Annotated in this window: 25 protein-coding genes and 4 tRNA genes; 20 read left to right on the forward strand and 9 right to left on the reverse strand. The window is 61.4% G+C overall.

Annotation, left to right across the window (positions count from 1 at the left end):
* Positions 1 to 35 precede the first annotated feature (35 nt).
* Positions 36 to 120 (forward strand) — tRNA-Ser (locus HMPREF3153_RS11565).
* Positions 121 to 311: 191 nt separating this feature from the next.
* On the opposite strand, the gene HMPREF3153_RS11570 is transcribed toward HMPREF3153_RS11565, so the two are convergent.
* Genes HMPREF3153_RS11570 through HMPREF3153_RS11585 form a run of 4 tightly spaced genes read right to left on the reverse strand, consistent with a single transcriptional unit; the run spans position 312 to position 3,370 of the window.
* Positions 312 to 1,316, reverse strand: a complete 1,005-nt coding sequence (locus HMPREF3153_RS11570; RefSeq protein WP_070420942.1) for a ThiF family adenylyltransferase — start codon at positions 1,314 to 1,316, stop codon at positions 312 to 314.
* A complete protein-coding gene (locus HMPREF3153_RS11575) occupies positions 1,313 to 1,759 on the reverse strand; it encodes a molybdenum cofactor biosynthesis protein MoaE (protein WP_005530444.1) in 447 nt (148 codons plus the stop codon). Before HMPREF3153_RS11575 ends, HMPREF3153_RS11570 begins: the two co-directional genes overlap by 4 nt.
* Positions 1,749 to 2,219, reverse strand: coding sequence for a MogA/MoaB family molybdenum cofactor biosynthesis protein (locus HMPREF3153_RS11580; RefSeq protein WP_005530441.1), 471 nt, complete (start codon positions 2,217 to 2,219; stop codon positions 1,749 to 1,751). Before HMPREF3153_RS11580 ends, HMPREF3153_RS11575 begins: the two co-directional genes overlap by 11 nt.
* Positions 2,219 to 3,370 (reverse strand): molybdopterin molybdotransferase MoeA, encoded by a 1,152-nt coding sequence (locus tag HMPREF3153_RS11585; RefSeq protein WP_070420943.1) that lies wholly within the window; start codon positions 3,368 to 3,370, stop codon positions 2,219 to 2,221. The genes HMPREF3153_RS11580 and HMPREF3153_RS11585 overlap by 1 nt, the downstream gene beginning before the upstream one ends.
* Positions 3,371 to 3,454: 84 nt before the next feature.
* Between HMPREF3153_RS11585 and HMPREF3153_RS11590 the strand changes: the two genes are divergently transcribed.
* Positions 3,455 to 3,712, forward strand: a complete 258-nt coding sequence (locus tag HMPREF3153_RS11590) for a MoaD/ThiS family protein (RefSeq protein WP_034657333.1) — start codon at positions 3,455 to 3,457, stop codon at positions 3,710 to 3,712.
* Positions 3,713 to 3,733: 21 nt separating this feature from the next.
* Here HMPREF3153_RS11590 and hisC read toward each other — a convergent pair whose 3' ends face one another.
* Entirely contained in the window at positions 3,734 to 4,780 is a 1,047-nt protein-coding gene (gene hisC, locus HMPREF3153_RS11595) for a histidinol-phosphate transaminase (RefSeq protein WP_070420944.1), read from the reverse strand.
* 10 nt (positions 4,781 to 4,790) lie between these two features.
* Entirely contained in the window at positions 4,791 to 6,464 is a 1,674-nt protein-coding gene (locus HMPREF3153_RS11600) for an alpha-keto acid decarboxylase family protein (protein WP_070420945.1), read from the reverse strand.
* 97 nt (positions 6,465 to 6,561) lie between these two features.
* Here HMPREF3153_RS11600 and HMPREF3153_RS11605 point away from each other — a divergent pair, with 97 nt between their 5' ends.
* From HMPREF3153_RS11605 to HMPREF3153_RS11645, 9 genes are all read left to right on the forward strand, one after another.
* The gene (locus tag HMPREF3153_RS11605) at positions 6,562 to 7,692 is read left to right on the forward strand and encodes a PucR family transcriptional regulator (RefSeq protein WP_070420946.1); all 1,131 of its coding nucleotides are present in this window, start codon (positions 6,562 to 6,564) and stop codon (positions 7,690 to 7,692) included.
* A 66-nt stretch (positions 7,693 to 7,758) separates the two neighbouring features.
* Positions 7,759 to 7,850, forward strand: a tRNA-Ser gene (locus tag HMPREF3153_RS11610).
* Positions 7,851 to 8,200: 350 nt separating this feature from the next.
* Positions 8,201 to 9,523, forward strand: a complete 1,323-nt coding sequence (locus HMPREF3153_RS11615; RefSeq protein ID WP_070421021.1) for a TrkH family potassium uptake protein — start codon at positions 8,201 to 8,203, stop codon at positions 9,521 to 9,523.
* Positions 9,516 to 10,211: a potassium channel family protein gene (locus tag HMPREF3153_RS11620; RefSeq protein ID WP_168712917.1), complete on the forward strand. Its 696-nt coding sequence runs from the start codon at positions 9,516 to 9,518 to the stop codon at positions 10,209 to 10,211. Before HMPREF3153_RS11615 ends, HMPREF3153_RS11620 begins: the two co-directional genes overlap by 8 nt.
* A gap of 186 nt (positions 10,212 to 10,397) precedes the next feature.
* Entirely contained in the window at positions 10,398 to 10,772 is a 375-nt protein-coding gene (locus tag HMPREF3153_RS11625; protein ID WP_070420947.1) for an MmcQ/YjbR family DNA-binding protein, read from the forward strand.
* A 2-nt stretch (positions 10,773 to 10,774) separates the two neighbouring features.
* Complete coding sequence (locus HMPREF3153_RS11630; protein WP_070420948.1) at positions 10,775 to 11,143, forward strand: YidH family protein; 369 nt, start codon at positions 10,775 to 10,777, stop codon at positions 11,141 to 11,143.
* The gene (locus HMPREF3153_RS11635) at positions 11,144 to 11,473 is read left to right on the forward strand and encodes a DUF202 domain-containing protein (RefSeq protein ID WP_070420949.1); all 330 of its coding nucleotides are present in this window, start codon (positions 11,144 to 11,146) and stop codon (positions 11,471 to 11,473) included.
* A gap of 195 nt (positions 11,474 to 11,668) precedes the next feature.
* The gene (locus HMPREF3153_RS11640; protein WP_070420950.1) at positions 11,669 to 13,243 is read left to right on the forward strand and encodes an SLC13 family permease; all 1,575 of its coding nucleotides are present in this window, start codon (positions 11,669 to 11,671) and stop codon (positions 13,241 to 13,243) included.
* Positions 13,244 to 13,405: 162 nt separating this feature from the next.
* Positions 13,406 to 13,478, forward strand: a tRNA-Arg gene (locus tag HMPREF3153_RS11645).
* Between the two features lie 242 nt (positions 13,479 to 13,720).
* On the opposite strand, the gene HMPREF3153_RS11650 is transcribed toward HMPREF3153_RS11645, so the two are convergent.
* Positions 13,721 to 14,635, reverse strand: coding sequence for a hypothetical protein (locus HMPREF3153_RS11650; RefSeq protein WP_070420951.1), 915 nt, complete (start codon positions 14,633 to 14,635; stop codon positions 13,721 to 13,723).
* A 166-nt stretch (positions 14,636 to 14,801) separates the two neighbouring features.
* Between HMPREF3153_RS11650 and HMPREF3153_RS11655 the strand changes: the two genes are divergently transcribed.
* Positions 14,802 to 14,990 (forward strand): hypothetical protein, encoded by a 189-nt coding sequence (locus tag HMPREF3153_RS11655; RefSeq protein WP_046645745.1) that lies wholly within the window; start codon positions 14,802 to 14,804, stop codon positions 14,988 to 14,990.
* Positions 14,991 to 14,999: 9 nt separating this feature from the next.
* On the opposite strand, the gene HMPREF3153_RS11660 is transcribed toward HMPREF3153_RS11655, so the two are convergent.
* Complete coding sequence (locus HMPREF3153_RS11660) at positions 15,000 to 16,028, reverse strand: prephenate dehydrogenase (RefSeq protein ID WP_070420952.1); 1,029 nt, start codon at positions 16,026 to 16,028, stop codon at positions 15,000 to 15,002.
* A gap of 39 nt (positions 16,029 to 16,067) precedes the next feature.
* On the opposite strand from HMPREF3153_RS11660, the gene HMPREF3153_RS11665 reads away from it, so the two are divergent.
* From HMPREF3153_RS11665 to tgt, 6 genes are all read left to right on the forward strand, one after another.
* Entirely contained in the window at positions 16,068 to 16,547 is a 480-nt protein-coding gene (locus HMPREF3153_RS11665; RefSeq protein WP_005530399.1) for a tRNA adenosine deaminase-associated protein, read from the forward strand.
* 31 nt (positions 16,548 to 16,578) lie between these two features.
* Positions 16,579 to 17,010, forward strand: a complete 432-nt coding sequence (locus HMPREF3153_RS11670) for a nucleoside deaminase (protein ID WP_070421022.1) — start codon at positions 16,579 to 16,581, stop codon at positions 17,008 to 17,010.
* A gap of 42 nt (positions 17,011 to 17,052) precedes the next feature.
* A complete protein-coding gene (locus HMPREF3153_RS11675; protein WP_005530396.1) occupies positions 17,053 to 17,253 on the forward strand; it encodes a CsbD family protein in 201 nt (66 codons plus the stop codon).
* A gap of 48 nt (positions 17,254 to 17,301) precedes the next feature.
* Positions 17,302 to 17,392, forward strand: a tRNA-Ser gene (locus HMPREF3153_RS11680).
* A 111-nt stretch (positions 17,393 to 17,503) separates the two neighbouring features.
* Positions 17,504 to 19,906 (forward strand): MMPL family transporter, encoded by a 2,403-nt coding sequence (locus HMPREF3153_RS11685; protein WP_070420953.1) that lies wholly within the window; start codon positions 17,504 to 17,506, stop codon positions 19,904 to 19,906.
* 5 nt (positions 19,907 to 19,911) lie between these two features.
* Entirely contained in the window at positions 19,912 to 21,204 is a 1,293-nt protein-coding gene (gene tgt / locus HMPREF3153_RS11690; protein ID WP_070420954.1) for a tRNA guanosine(34) transglycosylase Tgt, read from the forward strand.
* Between the two features lie 192 nt (positions 21,205 to 21,396).
* Here the strand turns inward: tgt and HMPREF3153_RS11695 are convergent, their stop codons facing one another.
* Positions 21,397 to 22,095 carry a queuosine precursor transporter gene (locus HMPREF3153_RS11695; RefSeq protein ID WP_070420955.1) on the reverse strand — a complete coding sequence of 233 codons (699 nt, stop codon included), beginning with the start codon at positions 22,093 to 22,095 and terminating at the stop codon, positions 21,397 to 21,399.
* Positions 22,096 to 22,388: 293 nt separating this feature from the next.
* Here HMPREF3153_RS11695 and HMPREF3153_RS13090 point away from each other — a divergent pair, with 293 nt between their 5' ends.
* Both HMPREF3153_RS13090 and HMPREF3153_RS11705 read left to right on the forward strand, forming a co-directional pair.
* Positions 22,389 to 22,982, forward strand: a complete 594-nt coding sequence (locus HMPREF3153_RS13090; RefSeq protein WP_239685196.1) for a hypothetical protein — start codon at positions 22,389 to 22,391, stop codon at positions 22,980 to 22,982.
* Entirely contained in the window at positions 22,982 to 25,813 is a 2,832-nt protein-coding gene (locus HMPREF3153_RS11705) for a vWA domain-containing protein (RefSeq protein ID WP_070420956.1), read from the forward strand. Before HMPREF3153_RS13090 ends, HMPREF3153_RS11705 begins: the two co-directional genes overlap by 1 nt.
* The last annotated feature ends 5 nt before the right edge of the window (positions 25,814 to 25,818 follow it).

Below are 25,818 nucleotides of genomic sequence, written 5' to 3' on the forward strand. Positions count from 1 at the left end.
GGTGGGTTTAGTAGGCTAAGTGAGTCGCAAGACAAGGAGACGTGGCAGAGCGGCCGAATGCACTGGTCTTGAAAACCAGCGTGGGTCAAACCACCGCGGGTTCAAATCCCGCCGTCTCCGCCGTGTGAAGTCTCGAGACATCGTTCCTGTGGATGGTGTCTCGAGACTTTTTCGCGCTTCGCATCGCCACGCGTGGTTTCATGTACCGATATATGTAAATAGCGGCCAGAAACCTGGTGATTCAGGCACGCTAAATACACACAGAGGTACATACGCCGTGGACTGTCTTCGGTTTCCTTAATGTGGGCTGCCTACGCGGTATTCTGCTCGAGCCAGGCGTTGATGCCGCCGCGCAGGGAGAAGGCCTGCGTGTAGCCGCGCTCGCGCAGGGCCGCGACTGCCTGGGCGGAGCGGATGCCGCCGGCGCAGTAGATGACGGCAGGCTCGTAATGGCCGAGCTGCGGGTTCTCACCCGCCAGGATGCGGTCCAAAAGGAAGTGCTCGGAGCCGGGAATGGAATGCTCAGCACGCTCTTTAGCGGTGCGCACATCGATGATGCGGTAACCGGAAGGGATCTCTCGGACCTCGGGGGCGTCGGCAGGCTGCGAAGGCACCGCGCCGCCGGATACGACGGGGATGTACTCCCACGTGCCGGAAAGCGCATCGTAGTAGCCGATCTTGCCCATGAGCAGGGAACCCGTGCCCGTGAGATGCTTGAGCGCCTCCAAGGCCATGGCAGAACCCACTGTGCCCACGACTGGGCCCAGCACGCCGGCTTGGGAGCACGAAGGTACAGAGCCGGGTGCCGGGGCAGTGGGAAAGACGTCCTCGTAGACCGGACCGTGCCCAGACCAGAAGACAGAAAGCTGCGCATCGAATCCCAAAATCGAGGCCCAGACGTGCGGGATGCCCAGCTCGTGGCAGGCCCATGAGCACAGGTAGCGGGCCTCAAAGTTGTCGGTGCCGTCAAGGAGGATGTCGGCCTCAGCTAGTTGTTTCAGGGCCGTCGCCGATTCCAGGCGCGGGTGCTGAATGACCCGCACATCAGGGTTAAGCGCGTGGAGGGTCTCTGCCGCGGAGACGGTCTTCGGGCCACCAATGTCGTCCATACCGTGGATGACCTGGCGCTGCAGGTTGGAAAGGGAGACCACGTCGTCGTCGAAAAGCAGGATGCGCCCCACGCCTGCGCCCGCGAGGTAGAGCAGGGCAGGCGAGCCAAGCCCGCCGGCACCAATCACCGCAACGGTGGAACGGGCCAGCTTGGCCTGGCCTTCTTCACCCCACAGTGCTTCCTGGCGCGCGTAACGAATGCTCATTCCAGCCCCACCCAATTGCTAAAACCGTCCGCGTGGCGCTGTTCCTTCCAGATGGGAACCTCCGCTTTCACGCGGTCGGCGCATTCCGCAGCAGCAGCGAATGCGTCGTTGCGGTGTGCCGCGGCGGCGATGACCACGAAGGCGGCGTCGCCAACGTGCAGGTCACCCGTGCGATGCGCACACCACAAACGGGCCTTGGGGTGCGCGGCGATGACCTCATCTGCCACGCGCGCGATCTCCGCATCGGCCGAAGGATGTGCCGTATACGTAAGCAGCTCCACGCCGCCGCGGCCGCCGTCGTGATTGCGCACGATTCCCTCGAAAGTAACCACCGCACCCATCGCGGCGGTGGCCACCTCTGGGTATTCGATCGGTTCCGCGGTCATGAAAGCCCCGAGAACCTTTCCGGTATCGGCGCTGACATACGAAGGATCAGTGCTCATGCTTTCCTTCCAACTGGTCGATGATGTGCGGCAACAAGGGCTTCAACACCTTGCAGCCATCCTTCACGCCGCCCGTTGAGCCAGGCAAAGCCATGGCAAAGGTACGGGCGTTGACGCCAGCGACTGTACGCGAGAGCGCAGCAGTGGGCACGCTTGCCGACGCCGCGTAAAACGCGTGCGCAATCCCTGGCAGCTCCTTGGTTAGGTGCGCGGAGACGGCCTCGACAGTGGCGTCGTCAGGCGAAATGCCCGTGCCGCCGGAAGTAAGAATCACCGAGGGGCCCTCCGCGAAGACCGTGTTCAAGGCTTCGTCGATCTCCGCATCGGGGACGATGAGTGCGTTGGGCGTATCGAAACCCATGCGGCGCAGGAATTCCACCGCGATGGGGCCGGAACGGTCCTCGTAGATGCCCGCGGCTGCGCGGGTGGAGGCCACAATTACTACTGCGCGGCGGGCCATTAGAACGGGATCACCTCAACGACATCGCCCGGCTGCAGCTGTGCGCCGGCCGGGATGCGGATGAGGGCGTTGGCGCTCATGGCCTGGGACAACAGGTGCGACCCGGTGCCACTGAAGAGCTCCGCGGTGGCGATGCCATTCTCGTAGTCCACGATGCCGCGGCGGAACTGATCGCGGCCCTCCAAGCCGGTGACAGGAACGGTGACCTGCGCGGTGTGTGCCGCGCGGGAGCGACCCAACGCCGGGCCGAGGTAGACGCGGAAGCTGACCAACGTGGATACGGGGTTGCCGGGCAGGCAAATGACGGGGACGTCGCCAAGCTTGGCCAATCCCTGCGGGCCGCCAGGCTGCTGAGCCACGTGACCGAACCAGCCATCCTCCTCGAAGACCTGGCGCACCACCTCGAACTTGCCGTGGGACACACCGCCAGAGGTGACGATGGCATCGGGCTGGTAGACGCGAACCACGCCTTCGAGATCGGAGCGGAGGATGCCTGGGTCGTCGTTGGTGCGGACAAAGGCCACAACCTCAATGCCGTACTCGCGGCACAACGCGGCGATCATCGGGGCGTTTGCGTCCGGGATGCTGGCCGCGCCCTGGCCGCCGATTTCCGCGCCGCCGGTGCACACGACGATGCGGGCAGGCGTGTAGACCTCGACCTCGGTGATGCCCTGGGAGGCCAGCGTGCCGATGGCGGCCGGGGTCAGGCGGGTGCCTTCCTCGACGAGGACCTTGCCCGCGGCGATGTCGGAACCTGCAAGGCGAATGAACTGGCCCTCAGGGGCTGCGGGGATGGTCACGGTTTCGCCCTCGCGCGGGAACTGCGGCGGCTCGCACTGCTCGACGGGCACGATGGTGACGGTTCCCTCGGGTACCTTCGCGCCGGTCATGATGGGTGTTGCGATGCCATCGCGGGCGGAACCTGGCACAGCACCGGCTGCCACGGTGGCGCCGACGGTGAAGGTGCCGCCGGTGGTGGAGGTAATGGCGTAGCCATCCATCTGCGAGTTGTCGAAGCGCGGCATGTCATAAGCTGCGGTGATGGTGCGGGCGAGGATGAGACCGTCAACTTCCAGCAGGGAGCGGGTCACCACCGTCGGTGCAGGTAGTGCTCCACGGATAGCTGCTAGGTGTTCTTCGTAACTGCGCATGCTGGCGTGCCTCTCCTTATGTGTCTGGTTAACCTCTCCAATTTTAACGGCACTTTTAATGCAAAAACTGGCATAGTGGCAGACATGGTTGAAATTCACTATTTCGCTGCCGCACGCGCTGCGGCCGGCGTGAGCCATGAGCTTGTCGACGCCCCCGCGACTCTCGGCGAGCTCCTCAACGAACTGGCCACCACGCACACCGGGACCACCGAAGCTGGAATGGGCCTGGGCGAGGTCCTCGAGCGCTGTACCTTCCTGGTCGATGGCAAAAACGCCGAGCGCGCCGCTACCCTAGAGGGCGCGACGCGCGTCGATGTGTTGCCGCCGTTTGCTGGCGGCTAGAGCCTAAAGGCCTGCTTCGTTTTAGAAGGCAGCCTCCCAGGCCTTCAGCAGAACCTCGGTCTCCTCGGCGGTGGTGATGGAGATGCGGATGCCCTCCGGGAACGCGCGCACGAGGACACCCTGCTCTGCGAGCTTGGCCGCGACCTCCTGCGGGGTGCCCAGCTGCTCGATGTTTGAAGCAGGGAACCAGATGTGGTTCGCCTCAGAAACTGGGACGCCGAACTCGGCGAAGCGCTCGGTGAGGCGGTCGCGCTCGCGCACTGCCTCGTCGGTGCGCTCCTGCAGCGAATCCTGCGCTGCCAGGGAGTACACGGCACCAGCCTGAGCCACGGCGTTCACGGAGAACGGGATGGCTACCTTGTTGAGGGCCTCGATGATCTCCTGGGAGCCGAAGGCGTAGCCCACGCGCACACCTGCCAGGCCATAAGCCTTGGAGAACGTGCGCAGGCCGACGACGTTGGCGTGCGTCTTGATGTATTCGGTGGCCAGCGGCACGGAGTCGTTGCGGTTGTACTCGATGTAGGCCTCGTCGAGGGCCACGATGATGTCTTCCGGCACTGCGGCGAGGAACTCGTCGAATTCCTTCTTGGTGATGATGGAACCCGTGGGGTTGTTTGGGTTGCACACGAAGATGACCTTGGTCTTGTCCGTGACTGCCTGTGCCATGGCGGGCAGGTCCACGCGGTGCTCAGCGTTGAGCGGAACCGCCACCGGAGTAGCGCCCACTACCTGCGCAAAGATCGGGTAGGCCTCGAAGGAACGCCATGGGAAGACCACCTCATCGCCAGGCAGGCACGAAATCTGCACCAGCTGCTGGCAGATAGCCGAGGAGCCGGTGCCCACAGCAACCTGCTCCAAGGTCACGCCGAGGTGCTCAGCAAGGGCGCTGCGCAGCTCGATGGCGCCCATGTCTGGGTAACGGTTGGCGTCGGCAGCTGCGGCTTCCATGGCCTTGAGGGCCTCGGGGAGTGGCGGTTGAGTGGCTTCGTTGGAGGAGAGCTTTAGTGCGATTTCGTTGCGTGCACCCGGAACATAGACGGGCAGCGAAGAAAGGTCTGGGCGAATCATGGGTACTACCTTAAGCGTTGCGCGGGCCGCGGGGGCCGAAATCGAAGTCTGCGGTTAGCGGGCCGAAAGCCTGCAGGCCCTTCGGCGCATCGAATGGATCGAGGTGCACCTCGAGGAATGCCCCGCGTTCTGGGTGAGCGGCGATGTCTTCCAGAGCGTCCTTGAGTTCCCCCTCGGTCTTGGCGGAGTAGGACTCCATGGTGGTGTCCGCCTTGAAGACCTTCGGCAGTTCGTTGTAGTTCCAGTTCTGGATCTCGTTGTACTCCTGCTCCATGCCGAGGATGAAGCGCTCGATGGTGTAGCCATCGTTGTTTACCAGAACGATGATGGGCTTGAGCTCCTGGCGCAGGATGGTGGACAGCTCTTGGGCGGTCAGCTGGAAGGAACCGTCACCGATGAAGAGCACGTGGCGGCGCTCTGGGTTGGCCAGCTGGGAGCCGAGTACTGCCGGCAGGGTAAAGCCGATGGAGCCCCAGATGGTGGAGTTGATGTACTGCACGCCTTCAGGCATGCGCTGTGGGCCGAGGCCGATGTTGGAAGTACCCGCTTCAGCGATAACGACGTCGTCTTCCTGGATGAACCCCAGCATCTGCTGCCAGATGCGAGCCTGCGTCAGGGCGGCGTCGGCTTCCACCTCGAAGGCCTCCGGAACGAACTTCTCGCCGCCGGTCGGCTTCTTGGCAGGGATGCGCTCGAGCAGGACGTCGAGAAGCTCCAGCGTGTTAATGCCTACGAAGAACTCGCCGTCGGCGTTGAGGTGCTGATCGCCGAAGTTGAACACGTGCGCGTTGTCGAGATCGTGGGTGAAGGAACCGGAGTTGACCTCGATGAAGCGAGGGTTGGTGGTGACTAGGAAGTCGGAGTTTTCGATGCGATCCTGCACGCCCGGGGCAGAAGCCGCGCCGTTGTAAGTGCCGATGAACAGCGGGTCGCGCTCGGAGAGGATGGCCTTGCCGGAGGAAAGCTGCGAGTAGGGCAGCTGGGCCTTGTCGATGATGGCGCGGAACTTGTCGGCGAAGCCGTGGCGGTTAGTGTCCTGATCGATGAGGATGATCGGGTCCTTAGCAGCAGCGAGGCGCTCCAGCACGCGATCGGCCGCAGCCTCGAGGCGCTCCTTGTCGGAGGAAGCCAGCTCGGTGGAGAAAGGCGTATCCGGGACCTCGATGGTCAAGTGGGTGATGTCGGAAGGGATCTGGATGTGCACTGGGCGCTTCTCACGCAGGCAGGTGTGCAGGGCCCGGTCGAATTCCTCGACCACGTTCATCGGGGAGACGCGGGTGGCTACCTCGGTAAACGGTGCGATGGCATCGAGCATGTTGGCAAAGTCGCCGTCGGCAAGCGTGTGGTGCAGGTTCCAGCGGAACTCGGTGGCGTACTGCGGCGGAGCGCCGGCGAGGGAAACGAGTGGGACGTGCTCAGCGCGGGCGCCGGCGATGCCGTTTAGCGCGGAGAGCTCGCCCACGCCGTAGGTGGTGAGCAGACAGCCGACGCCGCGCTGGCGGGCGTAACCATCGGCGGCGTAGGCCGCATTGAGCTCGTTGCAGGCGCCAACGAAACGGATGTCCTTGTCTTCGTCGATCTGCTCGAGGAAGCTCAGGTTGAAGTCGCCGGGAACTCCGATGATCTCGGAGATGCCGATGGCCTTGAGGCGGTCGAGGATAAATTCGCCGACGGTGGTCTGCATTGCGAGCCCTTTCTTTTTTAAAGCTTCTTTGATTAAACGATTATCGTAGGTCACATTTTTGTTGTCATTAGACAATATTGAGAACTATCTTTGACATATGTCGAAACTCACGGCGCCGAACCTGTCGCGCATCCAGGAATTGGCAGACGAGGTAGCCAAGGAGCTTCAGCGATCTGTCGAGGTGACCACGCCCTCCATCAACGTGATCGCGGCGAGCGCGCAGCTGGGCGCGATTGATAGCCATCGCGCCGCCTCGATTCTGGACCGTACCCCGCCGCCGGAGCCGATTCCGTGGATGCTTAGCTTTGGGATTCAGGACTCGACGGTGCCGGTACGCCTACCCGCCAATGAGGACTACGGAATGCTGCCGCGCGTGGTGGTTCCGTTGCGCCGTGGGGCGGACCTGGTGGGGCATGTGTGGATCATCGATGAGCCCGCGCTTTCCGACGCCGCCCTTTCCTCCGTCGCGCCCCAGCTGACCACCTTGACGCAGCTGGTGGATGAGCGCGATGCCCCGCTGGCTGCGCGTGCGCAGGTGCTGGGGGACTTAGCGCGCGACATTCTCGCGGGCGACGAAAGCGCGCTGGCCGCGGCGCGGGAGCACGACTGTCTGCCGCGTGACGGGGAGCTGCTCATCCACCGCATTGACGTAGATGGCGACTTGATGCAGCTCGCGATTGAGCTAGCGCGCCCGCTGCGGCGCCGACCCTTCTTGGCCATGGATTCCCACGACTCCTTGGTGATCATCGAATCCCCGCGCGATGCGGAGGACACCAAGGTGCTCATCGAGGAGGTAGCCAGTGCGGCACTGACGGCGGGCACCGCGATTGGTGCGCGCGGCAGTGCGCCGACGGCGCGCCGGGCGCGCTTTATGGCGGACGTGGCGCGGCTGACGGGGCAGGAGGCGATGGACTGGGCGTCGGCAGGCGCGTGGCGTGCGCTTTTGGGCTGGGACTTGAGTCCCGCTACCGTGCGCGCGCTGAGTCCGGATGTGGGCCTGCTTCTCGACGACGAGCGCAACAGCTACTGGGAGACCCTTCTGGTCTACTTTGAGCACGCGCGTAACGTGAATGACACAGCTGCTGCGTTATATATCCACCGTGCTACCTTGCATTATCGCTTGGACCGCGTGCGCGACATCTTGGGCGCGCAGGCCTTGGACGATGGGTGGCGTTGCGCCGCGTTGCATGTGGCATTGAAGCTGCATGCGGCGCTTGTTCGCGGATAAGCGGGGGCTGTTTGGCACGGGTGGTTGGGCTCGGGTAAAGTGAGCGAAGATTCATTGCGAATCGCTGGAGACGTGCCAGAGCGGCCGAATGGGGCTCCCTGCTAAGGAGTTGACTTACTTGCGTAGGTCCGGAGGTTCAAATCCTCTCGTCTCCGCCATAAAGAATCCCAGCTCTTTACCGAGCTGGGATTCTTAAGTTTTACGTACCGGGGCCGGGCTGATGGGGGCTGTTTCTGGGCTAAAATCTGCGTAGTTGCCAACGAAGGTGCTTGCTGAGAGAAAACGGAGGGCTTCGTTGTCAGTTATGCAGGTTGTGGCTACACCGAGCTCCGATCGGCCAAGACTCGATTGCCAGCGCAATGCCGGGATTTGTTACGCAAATATTGTGAGATAAACGTGACAAACTTTGAGGTGGTATTTCCGCCAAACAGGTCTACTATCCCTATTTGTGAAACGTAGTTCTTCGCAGAACCGAAGCCGAATTTTTGGTCCTGCACGCGTGACCGCCATGGGCTTTTTGCTGCTCATCTTGCTCGGCACGTTCCTTCTTATGCTGCCGATTTCCACGGCCGGCCCGCAGTGGACTCCGCCGCTGCATGCGCTGTTCACGGCGACGTCGGCGGTGTCCCTGACTGGGCTTATCGTTCAAGACACCGGCACATACTGGACCTCCTTTGGGCAGGTTGTCATCATCACGCTGATCCAACTTGGTGGCTTGGGAATCATGTCCCTGGCCTCCTTGTCCGGCATGCTGCTGACGGGGCGTATCAGCCTGAAGGCGCGGCGCTCCACGGCAGCGGAGGGCCGCCCCGTTGACGGAGGTATTCGTCGCACGCTGCGTTTTACGTTTCTGGCCACCTTTGTGTGTGAGGCCCTGGTTGCCATCGTCGTTGGAATGAGGCTTCACCTAGAGCACGGAGTGTCAGGCCCACGTGCGGTGTGGGAGGGTATCTTCCATGCGATCTCGGCCTTCAACAACGCTGGCTTCAGTACCTATTCGGACAACATGATCGGGTTCAGCACCGATGCCTGGATCCTTTTGCCCTTGGCCTTCGCCCTGATAACCGGTGGCTTGGGCTACCCGATGTTGGCGGAAATCGCACGCCGCATCCGCGGTCGGGTGCGGTTGTCAGTGCGGGGCGACGCCCCGCGTGTGCACCACATGTCTATCACTGCCCGAATGACATTCGTGGCCACGGCCATGTTGCTCTTCGGCGGTATGGCGTTCTTCCTCGTTGCTGAGTGGAACGGCGTGCTCAAAGACATGAGCCTGGGAACCAAGCTGCTCAACGGCTTCTTCATGAGCGCCTCACCGCGTACTGCGGGCTTCAACGCCATCGACTACGCGGACGCGCACACCATTACGCTCATGTTTTCCGATATCTTGATGTTCATTGGCGGCGGCTCCGCGGGTACCGCGGGCGGCGTGAAGGTGACCACCGCCTGCGTGCTCGCTGCGGGAATGGCGGCAGAGTTTCTGGGCCGCGAGGACACCACCATCGGCAAGAGACGGCTGCCGCACGCAGTGACCCGCCAAGCGCTAGCGCTGACCATCGCGGGCGTGGGCGTCGTCATGTTCGGCGTGGCCAGCTTGGTGGTGCTCAACCCGCAGTTCTCCACGGACCAAATCACATTCGAGGTGCTCTCGGCGTTCGCAACCGTGGGTCTTTCCACCGGAATCACGGCCAACCTCACCGCGCCCTCGCAGATTATTCTGTGTTGCATCATGTACTTGGGACGCGTCGGCCCCACCACGCTGGTGGCCTCCCTGGCCGCCCGCACCATCACTCGTCACTACCGCTACCCAGTAGAAAGGCCGTTCATTGGCTAACATTTTTGACGCTTTGCGTCGCGAAAAGCAGTCCATCGACATTCCTGCTGTGGTGGTCATCGGCTTGGGACGCTTTGGTTTCTCCCTCGCCTGTGAGCTCATGGATCACGGCGTGGAGGTCCTAGGAATCGATACCTCAGAAAAGTTCGTACGCGACTACTCGCCGATTCTCACCGAGGTTGTCCAAGCTGACACAACCGACGCCGAGGTTCTCCGCCAGCTGGGTGTAGCCGAGGTCGAGCGCGTGGTCTTGGCCATCGGCTCCCACTTGGAGGATTCCATTCTGACAGCCTCCAACCTGGTTGAGCTGGGCATCAAGGACATCTGGGCCAAAGCAGACTCCGACGCCCACGCACGCATCCTGCAGCAGCTCGGCGTGCATCACGTCATCCGCCCTGAGCGCGATACCGGACGCCGTATCGCCCACCTGCTGGGCGGCAAGTTCGAGGACTTTGCGGAAATCGCCAACGGCTACGGCGTCACCAAGCTCACGGCCCCCTCCGACGTGGTACGAACCCCGCTCGACCCGCAAGCCATCTGGAAGAAGCACCACGTCCAGCTGGTGTCCGTGCGCCGCGATCAGGGTGCCTGGATGCCGATTGAGAAAGGCTTAGAACTCTCGCCCACGGACCTCATCGTCATCGCCGGAAGCCCCGCAGCCTTAGAGAAGTTCTCCGAGGCTAAGTAGCTTCCAGCCGGTTAATCGCCCGCCTGGCGGTATTCCCGCCATCCAAAAGGTATTCGTACCAGTAATAGGGCCCCTAATTAAACGTCAAAGTCTGTGCCCCACGTAGTCAGTTGCGTCCTAGCGAGTAACCGTTCAGCGATTAAGCTTGTCGGGGCCATCGGAAGGCCGACTAAACGAAGGAAGTCAATGGAAGCTGAAGCACTCCACACAGCTGCCGATCACGCCGCACTCGCGCTTGCCGACGCCGAATCCTATCGCTTCGTCGAGGGCTGGCACGCATGGCGGGTGGGTGGCAAGTGGTTCATGTTGGCTACCGAATACAAAGGCCAGCGCGTGCTCATTCTTAAGGCGCCGCCGGAGGACGTCGCCGCGCTGCAGGAGGGCTACGCCGACATCGGTCCGGCCTATCACATGAACAAAAAGCACTGGTACACGGTATTTCCCGGCCCTTCCATTACGGAGCAGCTCATCACTGAGCTCGTGCAGGAGTCCTACATGGCAGTGGTCAAAGGCATGCCCAAGGCACAGCGCCCGGCTGGGTGGCAGGAGGCTGTGAAATAACAATGTCCACACCAGATAAGCGTTTCCCGCGCTCCGTTTACTCGCGCGGCAGCGAACCTGATCCGCGCTTCAGCATGGCCAACGAACGCACCTTCCTAGCCTGGATTCGCACCTCCTTGGCGTTCATCGCGGGTGGCGTGGCGCTGCAGGCTTTCGAATTGCCTATTCACGGGACGCTGACCACCGTCATTTCCGTGCTCATGCTGCTCACCGCCATCGTGTTGCCGGGTGTGGCGTGGGCGCACTGGAGGGCGTCGGAAAGCGCAATGCGTCAACAAAAGCCCCTGCCCGCGAACCTTGCCATGCCGTTGCTCGTGGGGCTCGTCATAGTGGTGGGCGCGCTCATCCTCGCAGGTCAGTTGATGTCTTAGATGTACGACGTCGGATTGCAGCCCGAGCGCACGCGCCTGTCCTGGCAGCGCACGCTCTTGGCTTTCGTGTTGGTGACGTTGGTGGTGCTGCGCAGTGAAATTCCCTGGTCAAACGCGGAGCTGGCGGCCTACGTGGGCGGTGGCCTGGTGTGCGCATGGTTGGGTTGGCGGGTACATCGACGCGCCGCGCTTTACGACGCCGCCCTCGCCTCCCGCACCCCACTTCCCGGCGCCGCGGCTCTCGCTAGCCTTGCCTTGGCCGTGTCTTTGCTCGCGCTCTTGGCCATTGTAGGACTCGGTGGGGGTAGCACCATTTCCTTGCAAAGCTGAACTGTTGCAACGTTGTCTAGTGGACCCGAGGGGGTAGGCTAGTCGATTTTTCATAAACAGTGGGGGTAAATAGAAACGATTTCCTAGTTTTGCGTTGGTCCAAGTTGTATGGTTTTCGCGAACGTGGGTATTTATTTTCCGCTGCGAAACGCCCCGTTGCACACCCCAAGCCGAGGACAATCCAGGGAGAACTGTATGACAACACCGCATACACACGAATCGACAGCACATGTAGAAGGTGAAGACGACCACGGCGTAAAGCAGAGCGAATGGCGCCGCATGGTGATTGGCCTTTTTCTTGGCGTAGCCCTGGCTGCGCTGGTGTGGTTCCTCTTCCCATCCAATGCAGTGGAGACTGTTCTACAGTCTTCCGGCGCTGACCCAGAAGAGGAGTACACATACGGGGCAATTCGCGCGGTTGCGGCCGTGACCATCCTGATGGGTGTGTGGTGGATGACCGAGGCGATTCCGCTTGCAGCGACCGCTCTGCTCCCGCTCGTTATTTTCCCGCTGGCTGGTGTGGGCACGATTAAAGAGGTCGGTGCGCCTTATGCATCGGCGACCATCTTTCTTTTTATGGGCGGCTTCCTTATCGCGCTGGCTCTGCAGCGCTGGAACCTGCACCGCCGTATGGCGCTGGCCGTGGTGAAGGTTGTGGGCACCTCGCCCAAGCGCCTGGTTTTGGGCTTCATGCTGGCCACGGGCTTTTTGTCCATGTGGGTCTCTAATACCGCTACCGCAGTGGTCATGCTGCCGATTGGTACCTCCGTGCTGGCGCTGACTGCTGAGACGGTTGGTGGCATGAAGAACCAGAAGGAGTTCGCAACGGCCCTGATGCTGGGTATTGCTTACTCGGCTTCCATCGGCTCGCTTGGCACGCTCATTGGTACCCCGCCGAACGCCCTGCTGGCTGGCTACATGAAGGAATCTCATGACATCGTGCTGGGCTTCGGCAAGTGGATGATTGTCGGTATGCCGCTGGCTATCATCTTCCTGTTTGTCGCCTGGTTCATGCTGATCACTATCTTCAAGCCGGAGATGGATCGTATTCCTGGTGGTAAGGAGCTCATCGACAAGGAAATCGCGGCTCTCGGTCCGTGGACCATGCCCCAGATTCTCACCGGGATCATCTTCTTGGGTGCTGCGATCTCTTGGGTTGCCGTCCCGTTCCTAGTGGGCGAGGACTCCAACTACGACGACGCCATCGTCGGCATCGCGGCTGGCCTGCTGCTATTCGCTATCCCTGCCGACGCTAAGACCGGCGTGCGCTTGCTGGATTGGAAGACTGCCAACGAGATGCCATGGGACGTGCTGCTTCTCTTCGGCGGTGGCCTGTCCTTGTCGGCGATGTTTAACAACTCCGGTCTCTCCCTGTGGATTGGTGAGATGGCCAAGGGCCTGGGCGGCTTGCCGACCATCCTGCTCATCGCGGCGGTCGCCCTGCTCGTCCTCTTCCTGACGGAGATCACCTCCAACACCGCAACGGCGGCTACCTTCTTGCCGATTATGGGCGGTGTGGCCGTGGGTATTGGCCTGACTACCAACGGGGAAATCAACATCCTGTTGCTGACCATCCCGGTTGCTCTCGCGGCTACCTGCGCGTTCATGCTCCCGGTTGCGACCCCGCCGAACGCGATTGCGTACGGCTCTGGCTACGTCAAGATTGGCGACATGATCAAGGGTGGCGTTGGCCTCAACCTCATTGGCTGTGTGCTCATTACGCTGACGGTCTACCTGCTGGCCGTGCCGGTCTTCGGCTTGGTGCTGTAAACACTGTCTGCTGCGTGCGGGCAAGGCACCTATCCGGCGCCGAATCGCCAGGTTAACAATGCGTAAAAACGTATTGTGGCCTGGCGATTTGCTGCTTCTGGGCAACAGCACTATAGTTAATCCACGTTGCAGAGAGCGCTTAACGCTCAACGCCAACGGACTGCGCCCGTAGCTCAACGGATAGAGCATCTGACTACGGATCAGAAGGTTGGGGGTTCGAATCCCTCCGGGCGCACAAAATTTAACCCCTAGCTTGTTAAAAAGGCTAGGAGTTTCTTCGTTTTACGGTGTGCCTATATTTCGAGGGTCACTTACCGGCTACTTAGCCCCCGGCTTTCACCCGTGGATGTCACCTAGGATCTGCGTAGTTGCCAACGAGAGCGCTCGTGGAGGCCAAGTGAAGGGCTTTGTTGTCAGTTATGCAGATCCGAGCCGCAGCCAAAGCCCTAGCCGCCGCGAAAGCCACAGACAGCCCGCTTACTGCGGCTCCTGCTGAGAAAAGTCGATGTCTCTCACCCAGTCCGGCTCGGGCGGCGGCTCCAGAGCTCCCTCCCACGGCGCCGGACCCAACGCGCGGTGCCAGCTGCGCACTCCGCGGTAGTAGCGCCTCTCCCAGGCGGGCTGATTAGCAGTACAAATCTGCTCCACGATGTAGTTCAGGTGGTATTTCACGCAATGGCCGGTATAGCGCAACGTGCGCCAGCCCCGCAGGACGGCCTCGTTGTTCTTCCAGTGGTCCCTAATCCACGGCGTGAGCGCCGAGTGGAATTGCAGACCGTTTATCTCAAGCGCAATCTTGTAGTCCGGCAAGACAATGTCCCACCGATACGCCCCAATGAGATAGTTGCTCTCCACCTTCAGCCCGCGCGCCTTCAAAGCGCGGATGACTAGTATCTCCGCAGAAGAGTCGGTAAACAGTGCAGCTTGCGTAAGTACCTTCTGCGCGTGCGCCGACAGTCGGCGAAACTCCGCTCGGTCCCGCTCGATGGCCTCCCTGCCTTCCTTCGTCGAGTAGAGGGCCTCGCACAGCTCCACCGCCAGGGCGGCGTCGAGCCGCTCGATGGCGAGAAGCGGATTGGCCACCCGGATGCCATCGATCATCCGATAGGCGTTTTGCTTAGTGCGGCGCAGTGAGTAGAAAGGCGACGTCGGCAAGCGTGCAGGTCCGCGCAGCTCCAGCGGAGTCGTCAGCTCATGGCCTAAATAGAGCTGTGCCGCGGTGCGACCGGCGGCGATCACAGTAGCTTTGTATTCTTGGACCGCTTGCAGAACCTCCAGCGGCGTCGGAGCTCCCCACACGTAGATACCGCGCGCAATTTTGGTGATGTCCCCACGCCGCAGACGCGTGACAAGTTGGGACCTACTTAGCCCCCGAACAAGTAGTGCATTCATCGTTCCCCCCGTTGATGCTGCGCTCAGCTTAACAAGGGGTGGGGCAACCGGCCACCGGAAAGCTGCATATTTGCCAACGAAAGCCGCGACACCCCCAAAACTGTAGGCTTCGTTGTCAGTTAGGCCGATCGCACATGCTTACCGACGCCCCCGTACCCTAGATTCCATGAACCAGAAGCTTGCATCCTGTCTCATCGCCGGCGCCATTCTCGGTGCGGTTCTCTGGCTGGCGTCGGGGATGCTATGGCTCTTGCCCGTCGGAATTGCGCTCGGCCTCTTAGGCCTGCCGATTCTCGCGCTGAGCCGAGACGAGTCACAGTCCCGGAAGCAGCGCGATGACACCTTCCGAGACTGAAAGCGCAGCTTAGAAAATCTCGATGCGCCCGCCCAAGGACTCCGACTGGCGCAGCTGCGCCACCCAGTTCGGGCCGCCCGGGTGCAGGCGCAGCACCGGCCGCGAGGAAATCTTCACCGGCGAGACAGACTCCTTGCGGGCACCCGAGCGCGCCTCAATACGAGTACGGGCACGGAAGCCGGTCTCAGCCAAGTCTGCGATGGAAGGCTGCTCCGCAGCGAGCGAGTCGCGCGCGGCCTGGAGGAGCTGGAGGGCTTCGTCGAGGGCGTCGACAAGCGCGGGCGCGTTCGTCTCACACATCTGACGCACGAGCTCAGGCGTGGTGCCCGCCACACGCGTGCCGTCCTTGAAGGAGCCCGCGGCCAAGGACTGCGCGAGGATGCCGCCATTGTCGCCCACCACGGCGAGGGTCTCAGCCAGCACGTGTGGCAGGTGAGAAATGCGGGCCACGGCCGCATCGTGGTTGGCCACGCGCACCGGAACGGCCTCTGCGTGCACCATCTGCGTCATACGCACGACGTCAGTGAAGGTTTCGATCCACTTCTTAGGGATGCGCTCGCCGCGGGCTTCGCACTCCGCCGCGTAGTCATAAGTAATTGCCCACGCCGAGCGCTTGAACAGGCCAATTTGGGAGTGGTCCCAGCCGGAGTTCTGGGTACCGGCCATCGGGTGCCCGCCCACGTAACGGCTTTCCATGCCACGCTTCAGGAAGAGATCGCGGACCTCCGTCTTGACCGAAACTACGTCGGTAATGCCGCAGCTTGGCGCATGCTCTTCGATCTGATCCAGCACCGAGTCCACCGCATTCATGGGGGTAGCGATGACGATAAGGGCGTCGTCAGCCTCGGCGCGTGCGAGGATCGCAGGCATGTCATCGGTGACGTCATAGCCCGCTTTGATGGCACTGCGGGCACCGGAAGTCGAGTGATTATAGCCATACACTGCGTGTTTGCTTGCCACGAGGTCGCGCAGCAGGGAACCACCAATGAGGCCGAGGCCGATGATGCATACGGGTCGTTGAACGTCTTGAGAACTCACGGTGACAATTCTGGCACAACACGACTAATCTCACGAGGTATGAGCGATGACAACATCTCCTTCGCAGTTACCGTCGCCCGCAATGAGGGGCAATGGGTGGTTCGGGAGTTCGATGACGACTTCGAGGACATCAACACCTCCATAAACGCAGTGCGCGCGCTGCGCTCCGAGGGCGCGGCCTTTGCGCTGCTGTGTGTGGACGATGATTACTTTGTCGTTGTGCGCCCGGTGCCGGGAGATGTGCGCATGCTGATCTCTGACGCCACATATGCCGACGAGGATGATTTCGCCGCCGACTTCCTGGAGCTGCGCGACCTTGACTTCCCCGAAATCGATGACGACGACGAGGATCCAGATCCTTATGGCGACGGTGACTTCGATATTTTTGCTGATCTTGGGCTCAGTGAAGATCAGTTGGGCTACATCATCGACAATGACGAAGATTGGCCCTCCGACATGCTCCTGCGCATCGCGGGCGATTTAGGCTTCGGCGACGAGCTCGAAGAGATCATTGCTTAAATCCCAAGGCTTGGCCCGCGCCGAGGCGCGCATGCGCCGCGCGCTCGAGGTGGCACGGCAAACTCCGGCAGGAGATATCCCGGTAGGAGCAGTGCTTTACGACGCCGCCGGCAACGAGCTTTCCACCGGCGTCAACCGCCGAGAGCAGCGCGGCGATCCCACCGCGCATGCGGAGGTGGAGGCGATTCGTGCGGCCGTCGCCAAGCATGGCGATGGCTGGCGCCTAGAAGGCTGTGAACTCGTGGTCACCCTCGAACCGTGCGCGATGTGTGCCGGGGCCATCCAGGGTGCCCGCGTGGCTTCCGTGGTCTTTGGTGCTTTCGAACCGAAGACGGGCGCGTGCGGCTCGCTTGTCGATGTCTTGCGTGCCCCCGGTGCCCTGCACGTGCCCGAGGTGCGCGCCGGGGTGTGCGAGGAAAAATGCGCCGGACTGCTGACCGACTTCTTCGGCGAGCTGCGCTGAATCTGTGTAGGGTGGGGTCATCGCAAACAAAGGAGGCTCATCATGGGTGATTTTGAAAACAAGAAGGACGACCTAGTAGGCAAGGCCAAGGAAGCTGCGGGAAACGCAACCGACAACGAGGATCTTGCTAACGAGGGCAAGGCAGACCAGGTTATTTCCCAGGCTAAGGACAAAGTCTCTGACGCTGTCGAGGGCGTAAAGGACAAGGCCAACGAGGTTATTGGCGGCCTGAAGGACAAGTAAATCCGGCGGGATTTTGTGCCGCGCGCTTCAACACGTAACCTAGACCACGGTGGCGTGTCCGAGCGGCCGAAGGTGTTCGCCTCGAAAGCGAATGTTGGGTAACCCCCAACCGCGGGTTCAAATCCCGCCGCCACCGCCATAGCGAAAAGCCGTGGGGCAAGTAATTGCTCCACGGCTTTTCGTGTTTTAGCTGCCAGCGGCGGGCCGCTAGACTGGGCGAAGTTAATCAACGAGACAGAAGGTAACTCCTGTGGCAAAACTCTTGTACCGTCTTGGGCGCTGGTCCTTCCTCAACAGGTGGAAAGTGATCATCGCATGGCTTGTGATCTTTGTGGCCGCCGTGGGCGCCACGATTGCCTTGATGAAGCCCATGACTACGGAGTACTCCATCAAGGGCACGCCGGCGATTGACGCTACCCACCGCGCCGCCGAGCTCTTCCCGGAAAGCGGCAACCTGGCCAGCGCGCCTTCTGTGAACCTGGTCTTCCAAGCCCCCGAGGGGCAGAAGCTTTCTGACCCGCAAAACAAGGAAGCGATCCAGCAGGTGGTCGATCAGATCACCAACGAGCTCGGCATCAAGGACCAGCAACGCTGGGGCAACCCGCTCGACGTATCGCCGGCTCTGCAGCAGCAGGTTATCGATCAATTCACCTCGATGGGCCTCCCGGAAGAGACCGCCCGCAAGGATGCGGAAAACCTCGCGATGGTCAACGAGGATGAGACTATCGCCTACACCACCTTCGACTTCGATGCGGAAAGCTCCTACACCGTTGAGCAAGAAGACAAGGACGTCGTCACCGCGGCGATGGAGCTGGGCCGCGAGAAGGGGCTAACGGTAGAGGCCGGTGGCGCGGGCTTTGGCGATGAGATTAAGGTCAACTCCACCTCGGAGATCATCGGCTTGGGCGTGGCCTTCCTCGTCCTCATCTTCACCTTTGGCTCTTTGGTCTCGGCGGGCATGCCGCTGATCTCGGCCGTCGTGGGCGTGGGCCTTGGCGCGCTCGGCGTCATGATTGCCACGCACTGGATTGAGCTCAATAACTTGACCCCGGTCCTGGCCATCATGATTGGCCTGGCCGTGGGCATCGACTATGCGCTGTTCATCATGTCGCGCTACCGCCAGGAGCGCTCGCGGATGGATGGGCCCGAAGCCGCCGGCATGGCGGTGGGCACGGCAGGTTCTTCCGTGGTCTTCGCCGGCGCCACGGTCTTTGTGGCGCTCTTTGCCCTCATCGTGGCCAAGATTGGCTTCCTCACTGCCATGGGCTTGGCCGCCGCGGGCACCGTGTTCATGGCGGTGCTCGTCGCGTTGACCCTGGTGCCGGCGCTGCTTGGCCTGGCTGGCGATAAAGCCTTTGCTGGTCGAATCCCCGGCATCGCCGGCAACCCGAACAAGAAGGGCAAGCACCGTAAGGGCGCCACCATGGGCAACCGCTGGGTGCGCGCAGTGCAGAAGGCCCCGGGCCTGGTCATGGCCGTGGTCGTGTTGGGTCTTGGCGCGCTGAGCGCCCCGGTGCTGAACATGGAGCTCGCGCTGCCGGCAGATACCAGCTCAAATCCGGATACCACCCAGCGCAAGTCCGCGGACCTGCTGGCGGAAGGCTTCGGCGCAGGCGTCAATGGTCCATTCCTGGTCATCGTCAACGGTGAGGAAGCCAACCCAGACGCGCCGGCTCTCCAGCCGCTGATTCAGGGTCAAGAAGGCGAAGACCAACAAAAGAAGGCAACTTTCGCCTCCTTCATGTACGCGACCCAGCAGCTTAACCAGGTAGGCGGCGTGAAGCACGCACAGATCGTTGGCCTCAACTCTGATCAGACCGCGGCACAGATCATGGTTACACCGACCACCGGCCCGACGGATCCCACGACCGTCGGCACGGCGTCGGCACTGCGTGCGGAAAATGAGCGCTTGGGCGAGGTCACTGGCGCAGAAATCGGCATGACTGGCCTGACCGCCGTGCAGCTAGATATCACCGAGCGCCTTGAGGCCGCCATGCTGCCTTATCTGGCCATCGTGGTGGGCCTGGCCATCCTGCTGCTCTTCCTAGTCTTCCGCTCGGTCTTGGTCCCTGTGGTGGCTGGCTTGGGCTTCCTGCTCTCAGTGGGCGCGGCCTTCGGCCTTACGGTTCTGGTGTGGCAGGACGGCCTCTTTGGCCTAGTCCCGGCGCCTGGTCCGCTAATTTCCTTCATGCCTATCTTCTTGATCGGCGTGACCTTCGGCCTGGCCATGGACTATCAGGTCTTCCTGGTTACCCGCATGCGCGAGCATATCTCGCGCCACCCGCAGGGCAGTGGCACCAAGTACAACGCCGTGGACGAGGCCACCATCGCGGGCTTTACCGAAGGCGCGCGCGTGGTCACGGCCGCAGCCATCATCATGATTTCGGTCTTCGTGGCGTTTATTAACCAGCCGCTGCCGTTCATTCAGATCTTCGGTTTCGCACTTGCCGCAGGCGTGCTTTTCGACGCCTTCTTCGTGCGCATGTCCCTCGTCCCCGCCACGATGTTCCTGCTGGGTCGCGCCACCTGGTGGCTGCCGAAGTGGATGGACAAGATCATGCCTTCCCTCGACATCGAAGGCACAGCTCTGGAAGAAGAGTGGGAGCGTGAGCATGGCGGCGCATCTGCTGATACGACGCAACACGTAAACTAGCCCCTATGATCGAGCAACAGCCGCCTTTTCCTGCACCCAAGCTAGAGACTGACCTGAGCTTCGACGTGCGCACGCGCCTCGACCAGGCTGGCCCTGGCAAGCATGGTCGCAGCGGCACCATTCACACCCCGCACGGGGATATTCAGACCCCCGCCTTCATTCCCGTGGCCACCAAGGCCACGGTCAAGACCCTGACTCCGGAGCAGATCCGACAGACGGGCGCGCAGGCTATCTTGTCCAACGCTTATCACCTTTATCTGCAGCCGGGCCACGACATCGTGGATGAGGCTGGCGGCGTCGCGGCCTTTGAAAACTGGCATGGCCCCACCTACACCGACTCCGGTGGATTCCAGGTGATGTCGCTTGGCGTGGGTTTCAAGAAGGTCCTGGCCATGGACACCTCGAACCTCACCGAGAAGGACATCCGCGCGGCCAAGAAGGAGCGCATGGCGCAGGTCGACGAAGACGGCGTGGACTTCAAGTCCGTCATTGACGGCTCGAAGCACCGCTTTACCCCGGAGGTTTCCATGCAGATTCAGCATGGTTTGGGTGCCGACATCATGTTCGCCTTCGACGAGCTGACCACTTTGGTGGATACCCGTACCTACCAGGAGGAATCCGTCGCGCGCACCCATCGCTGGGCACAGCGTTGCTTGGATGAACACCACCGCTTGACCGAGGAGCGTGGCCCGCAAAAGCCACGCCAATCCCTGTGGGGCGTGGTGCAGGGCGCGCAATATGAGGATTTGCGCCGCCAAGCCACCCGCGGTTTGGTGGAGCTTTCCCAGGCTGCCGAGGCAAACGGCAAGCGCGGTTTCGGCGGCTTTGGCATCGGCGGCGCGCTGGAGAAGGAGAACCTGGGCACCATCGTGGGCTGGGTCTGCGACGAGCTTCCTGAGGATAAACCGCGCCACCTGCTGGGCATTTCTGAGCCTGATGACCTATTCACCGCGATTGAGGCCGGCGCCGATACCTTCGATTGCGTCGCGCCTACCCGCCTGGGGCGTCGCGGTGGCGTGTACACGCTCGATGGCCGCTTGAACTTGAAGGGTGCGCGCTTCAAGCGCGATTTTGCAGGAATCGACGAGGAGTTTGGCGGCTACATCTCGGAGAACTACTCCCGTGCGTACATCCACCACCTGCTCAAGGCCAACGAATTCCTGGCCGGCACGCTGTGCACCATGCACAATCTGACCTTCATGATCCGCCTGGTGGACAACATCCGCGCCTCCATCGACGGCGGCTACTACGAGGCTTACCGCGACGAGTTCATGGGCCGCTATTACGCCGGCAAGTAAGCTACCTCCCTGCGCCCTCCGCCTTTTTCCGCAAATGCGCCCTCCGCCTTTTTCCGCAAATACCCAGGGCTGGAACTGCAGACCTCCTGTTCGGCTTTTCTCGCGCTTGCCGACGCCGCCCTTTTCACCAGGAAGCTGCAGTTCCAGCCCTGGGTTTCTAGGGCTGGGTTTCTAGGGCTGGGGATTTGTGGGTTAGCTGCTGGGAACGTAGTCTTCGCGGGATTTAACCCACTTGATGACGACGGTGGTTAACGGCAGCATGACCACCTCGATGAGGGTTTTCCACACGAAGCCGACCACTACGTAATTGAGAAAGCCGCTGAATGTAGAAATGCCGATGACTGGTGCGGCGATGATGCAGAACAACACAGTATCGCCGAACTCGCCCACGACGGTTGAAGCCACCAAACGGCCGATGAGCCCGCGTTCACCGGACTTTGCCTTCATACGGGTCAGCGTGAAGGAGTTGAGCAGCTGGCCCACCAAGTAGCCTGCCAAGGAAGCGGCGAGGATTTGCGGTACAAGGCCCAAGGTAGCGGCGAAGGCCTCTTGGCCCTCATAGAAATCCGCCGCTGGCAGCCAAATCGCGATATAGAAACACACCGTGGCCAGAATCGCCATGACGAATCCGATGTAGACCGCCCGCCGCGTGGACTTGAAGCCATAGCATTCGGACAGGACGTCGCCTGCAATATAAGCCAGCGGGAATAAGAAGAAGGCGCCGTCGGTGATAAGCGGACCGAGCTGGACGCCCTTTGTGGCGTTGATGTTGGAAATGAGGAACGTAACGACGAACACCGTAACCAGCCACGGGTACAGCGTGGACTGTACCGGGATGAATCGGATGCTCTCGCCACTGGAAGTGGTTGCGGTTGCCGATTTTTCTGTCATGGGCAGTTATCTTGCCATGTCGTCTTATGGTCTAAGAAACCAGAAATAATCACACAGGTTGGGGGAGGTTGGGGAATAATCCTCAAGGTAGATCCAGCGAGAAATTTGCAGTTAAACCCAGCTTTATCAATCTAGCGATGAGGTAGCAGAGGGCAAATCCCAAGGAAGGGGCGAAATGAGGCCTCAAATATGGCATTCTTTTGCTTGCTACACTTGTGCCTATTTTGTTCCCTTTGGTTTCCCTGGCTGCGCTCTTGGTCGGGGGAGCGCTATTTGAGAAAAGGTCATTAATTATGACATTTGGTTCGCCTGGTTCGTCGCCCCAGTTTGGCGGTCCGCGCCCCGGAGCGGGCAGCGGGTACAACACCGGACCCAACAACGCCGGCTCGGGTTTCGGATTCCCGAGTTCCCCTAACTTCGGTTCGCCGAATCAAGCAGGAGGCACCGCGCCGTCGTTTGGCGCAGCTGGCCCCGCACAAGGCAGCCAGGGCTTTGGCGCACCGGGCGGGCAGCCCAGCGCTCCGCGCAGTTCGCGCCCAGCCACTCCGGCCGCGCCGACCAAGGGCCCGTGGCCTTTGCTCATCGCCGCTGGTGTGGCCGCCATTTTGTCTGCAATCGTCGTGATTGCCGCGCCGTTGGTTTCCACTGCGACCCAAGGCCTCTTCTTTGGACTGGCAATTACCGGTTGGGTGCTTGCAGGCATCGTCGCCTTCGTGCTCCTTGGCCTGTACACCCTGCAAAACACCAGGCGCCAAGCAGAGAGCTTCTACATTGAGGACACGCGCCAGACGCTGGTCTACCGCCTAGTCATGATCGGCGGCTTCGTACTCGTTGTTGCCTCTGCGGTGGAGATCGCCTTCTACGTAGGAAAGGTGATGGGCGCCTAATGCGAAAACTAAATCGTCTCCTCGCTCTCAGCAGCACCGCATTGTTGTGCGGTTTCGCAGGTTCCTTGGGAGCTTCCGCGCAAGATGCGCCAGCGCCTGAGCAAGCACCAGCGCCCGAAGCGGCCCCGCCAGCAGAACAAGCACCACAAGCCTCCGAAAGCAGCCTCTCCGAAGCCTCGCAGAAGAACCTCGCGGACTTCAGCTCGTGTATCGCGGATAAGAAATCCGCGGACCTGTTGTTCGTGCTCGACCAGTCGCAGTCCCTCATCGGTTACGAAGGCGAACCCGCCACCGATGGCTCCCACTTCCGTGTTGATGCCACCAAGGACATCGTCAATCAGCTGGCCAACCTGGGCAAGGACGCCGGCGCGGATATCAACGTCAAGCTTGCCGGATTCGGCTCCGGCTATTACTCCGAGGCCGGCGAGTACGGCGGCTGGACCAATGTTTCCGGAAACGCCGGTGCCCTGGACAAGGAGATTGATGCTTTCCGTAACAAGGAGCGCACCTCCGATCTGGAAACCGACTACGGACTGGCCTACTCGGGCGCGCTCAAGGAATTCGGCGATCATGATGGCAGCGATTGCCGGGCCATCGTCTTCTTTACCGACGGCGCCTACGTAGGCGTTGAGACCGGCAAGGATAACGCAGCAGCCCGCAACATTTTGTGCACCCCGGATTCCACGGTTTCCGCCTTCCGCCAGTCCAATATCCGCCTCTTCAACGTCGGCCTCGTACCGGAGCGCGATGCGAAGGAGCAGACGGAGCTTCTCACCGATCTGGCTGAAGGTGAGGGCTGTGGCCAGGGCGAACCGAACGGTGCTTTCTTCAACGGCGGTGAGGATCCCGCCGCATTGTTCGCGGCTTTCCGTAACCTCATTCCAGCGTCTGGTGGCTTGAACAAGGAAGGCACTTTCACCGAGCAATTCGATTTCTTTCTGGATAACTCGGTCGACCCGGTCCGCTTGTCCGCGGTTCCGAAGACCAGCGTGGAAGAAGGCAAGATCATCCCGACCCTCACCGGCCCTGATGGGCAAACGGTAGAGCTGAAGCCGGATACCAAGAAGGTCGCCGGCGCCGACGTGGAGATCACCACCAATGACCGCCTGCCGGGCATGGTCGACGTCGCAATGAAGAAGGGCGGCGAAGGCTGGGCCGGCAAGTGGACCTTTGGCTACAAGCTGGAGGGCGGCGCCGAGGGCGAGTACCAGGCATCTATGGTGATGATTCCGGGGCTGAACCTCAACCTGCAGCGCGAAAACGGTGGGAAGCTAAGCGGCGGCATCAACTCCGACCAAATCATTAAGGCACAGCTTGTCGACGGCGGCGGTCAGCCGCGCAAGCTCGAAGGCCAAGGCACGCTGCGCGCGGAGTTCGTCCCCGAAGAGGGCGAGTCAGTAACGCTGCTCGAAAGCGCTCCGATCGTGGACGGCAACGCGGTGGATATCCCGCTGGACAAGGTCGAAAACGTTGCGGCTGGCAAGCTGGTGACCAGCGTGGACATCACCACGAAGGGCGTCGATAATCAGCCGGGCTCCAAGCTCAACCCCATCAAGAGCGAAACTCCGCTGACGATTACCCCGGTCAACATGCCCTCCGTCGGCTCGGCACAGGTGGTGTCGATGACGGAAAAGGAAGTCACGATCGATGTTCCGGTAGCTGGTCCGGGTAAGGTGTGGCTGGCGGAGCAGAGCTTCGGCGCTGATGAGGTCACGCTGCCGAAGGGCGTGGATGCGCTGAAGGTAACCTCGCAGTACGATTCCGCGGATAACGCGCTTGAGCTGGCCAAGGGCGAAGAGGCGACGCTGCCTGTGACCCTTTCTGCCGAAAATATGGAAGACGGCGCATTGGCTTTGCAGCCAGAGCTGAGCTTGCAGTCTGCGGAAGATAACCAGGAAGCGCAGCTGCCTTTGCAGCTCAAGGGCTCGATGACCACGCCTTTGAGCAAGAGCGCTTTCGGCCTGGCATTCGTGCTGGCGGTTCTCTTGGGCCTTCTGATTCCGCTGGCAGTTCTTTACTTCATGAAGTGGTTCTCCGGCCGCATCCCTGAGTCACCGCGCATGTTCGCGAAGACGATTCCGGTCAAGAAGGAAGGCACGAGCCTCATCCGCACGGATACCGGCAAGCCGTTTGCGGTTTCCAAGGACGAGTTCCAGGGCGCAGTGCCTGTCGACGCCGCGCCGCGCCGGGCAAACCTGGGCCTGTATGAGGCGAAGGTAAAGATGGGCCTTAGCCCATTTACCGCGGCACACGTGGAAGTTGAAAAGGACGGCTCTATCTCCGGCAAGGGCAAGCAGTCCGGTGGCCGCGCCATCTTGCCGCTGGCAGTTCAGAACAATTGGTTCTTCGTGGGCAACGCGAATGACAAGGACCGCGGCGAGATCGTCTTGACCATCGACACGATGGCACATGCCGAAAAGTACGACGAGCTTTCCGAGGAGATTAACCGCTCCGCACCGGTGCTCTTCGAGCAGGTACAGTTCCCAGCGCCGAAGGAGCCTAAGGCTCCGAAGGGCCCGAAGGGAGAGCAAGGTGCACAGGCACCGCAGAACGCGCCGGGGGCTAACGCTCCAGTGCAGCAGCTCCCGGGGCAGCAGGGTGGCTTTGGTCAGCCGGGCCAGCCAGGCGGCTTCGGCCAGCAGGGCGGCTTTGGTCAGCCAGGCCAACAGGGCGGCTTCGGCCATCCAGGTGGCCAAAGTGGCTTCGGTCAACCAGGTCCGCAGGGAGGCTTTGGCCAGCCAGGTCCGCAGGGAGGCTTTGGCCAGCCGGGCAACGGACCAAGCGGCAATAATGGTGGATGGCCGCAGGGGCCTTCCTTCGGAAACAACTAGTCCGA

This window comes from Corynebacterium sp. HMSC06C06 (assembly GCF_001807295.1).
Classification (GTDB): domain Bacteria; phylum Actinomycetota; class Actinomycetes; order Mycobacteriales; family Mycobacteriaceae; genus Corynebacterium; species Corynebacterium striatum.

What these genes read in the sequence shown, in the direction of transcription:
- HMPREF3153_RS11600 (WP_070420945.1), bottom strand. Translation starts at nt 6,464, where the DNA reads ATGCAGACCACCGTCGGCGAATTTATCCTCGACCGCCTCAAGGCCATC.
- HMPREF3153_RS11605 (WP_070420946.1), top strand. Translation starts at nt 6,562, where the DNA reads ATGTCGAAACTCACGGCGCCGAACCTGTCGCGCATCCAGGAATTGGCA.
- HMPREF3153_RS11695 (WP_070420955.1), bottom strand. Translation starts at nt 22,095, where the DNA reads ATGACAGAAAAATCGGCAACCGCAACCACTTCCAGTGGCGAGAGCATC.
- HMPREF3153_RS11640 (WP_070420950.1), top strand. Translation starts at nt 11,669, where the DNA reads ATGACAACACCGCATACACACGAATCGACAGCACATGTAGAAGGTGAA.
- HMPREF3153_RS11635 (WP_070420949.1), top strand. Translation starts at nt 11,144, where the DNA reads ATGTACGACGTCGGATTGCAGCCCGAGCGCACGCGCCTGTCCTGGCAG.
- HMPREF3153_RS11625 (WP_070420947.1), top strand. Translation starts at nt 10,398, where the DNA reads ATGGAAGCTGAAGCACTCCACACAGCTGCCGATCACGCCGCACTCGCG.
- HMPREF3153_RS11665 (WP_005530399.1), top strand. Translation starts at nt 16,068, where the DNA reads ATGAGCGATGACAACATCTCCTTCGCAGTTACCGTCGCCCGCAATGAG.
- HMPREF3153_RS11670 (WP_070421022.1), top strand. Translation starts at nt 16,579, where the DNA reads ATGCGCCGCGCGCTCGAGGTGGCACGGCAAACTCCGGCAGGAGATATC.
- HMPREF3153_RS11575 (WP_005530444.1), bottom strand. Translation starts at nt 1,759, where the DNA reads ATGAGCACTGATCCTTCGTATGTCAGCGCCGATACCGGAAAGGTTCTC.
- HMPREF3153_RS11650 (WP_070420951.1), bottom strand. Translation starts at nt 14,635, where the DNA reads ATGAATGCACTACTTGTTCGGGGGCTAAGTAGGTCCCAACTTGTCACG.
- tgt (WP_070420954.1), top strand. Translation starts at nt 19,912, where the DNA reads ATGATCGAGCAACAGCCGCCTTTTCCTGCACCCAAGCTAGAGACTGAC.
- HMPREF3153_RS11615 (WP_070421021.1), top strand. Translation starts at nt 8,201, where the DNA reads ATGGGCTTTTTGCTGCTCATCTTGCTCGGCACGTTCCTTCTTATGCTG.
- HMPREF3153_RS11590 (WP_034657333.1), top strand. Translation starts at nt 3,455, where the DNA reads ATGGTTGAAATTCACTATTTCGCTGCCGCACGCGCTGCGGCCGGCGTG.
- HMPREF3153_RS11630 (WP_070420948.1), top strand. Translation starts at nt 10,775, where the DNA reads ATGTCCACACCAGATAAGCGTTTCCCGCGCTCCGTTTACTCGCGCGGC.
- hisC (WP_070420944.1), bottom strand. Translation starts at nt 4,780, where the DNA reads ATGATTCGCCCAGACCTTTCTTCGCTGCCCGTCTATGTTCCGGGTGCA.
- HMPREF3153_RS11570 (WP_070420942.1), bottom strand. Translation starts at nt 1,316, where the DNA reads ATGAGCATTCGTTACGCGCGCCAGGAAGCACTGTGGGGTGAAGAAGGC.
- HMPREF3153_RS11585 (WP_070420943.1), bottom strand. Translation starts at nt 3,370, where the DNA reads ATGCGCAGTTACGAAGAACACCTAGCAGCTATCCGTGGAGCACTACCT.
- HMPREF3153_RS11675 (WP_005530396.1), top strand. Translation starts at nt 17,053, where the DNA reads ATGGGTGATTTTGAAAACAAGAAGGACGACCTAGTAGGCAAGGCCAAG.
- HMPREF3153_RS11580 (WP_005530441.1), bottom strand. Translation starts at nt 2,219, where the DNA reads ATGGCCCGCCGCGCAGTAGTAATTGTGGCCTCCACCCGCGCAGCCGCG.
- HMPREF3153_RS13090 (WP_239685196.1), top strand. Translation starts at nt 22,389, where the DNA reads ATGACATTTGGTTCGCCTGGTTCGTCGCCCCAGTTTGGCGGTCCGCGC.
- HMPREF3153_RS11655 (WP_046645745.1), top strand. Translation starts at nt 14,802, where the DNA reads ATGAACCAGAAGCTTGCATCCTGTCTCATCGCCGGCGCCATTCTCGGT.
- HMPREF3153_RS11705 (WP_070420956.1), top strand. Translation starts at nt 22,982, where the DNA reads ATGCGAAAACTAAATCGTCTCCTCGCTCTCAGCAGCACCGCATTGTTG.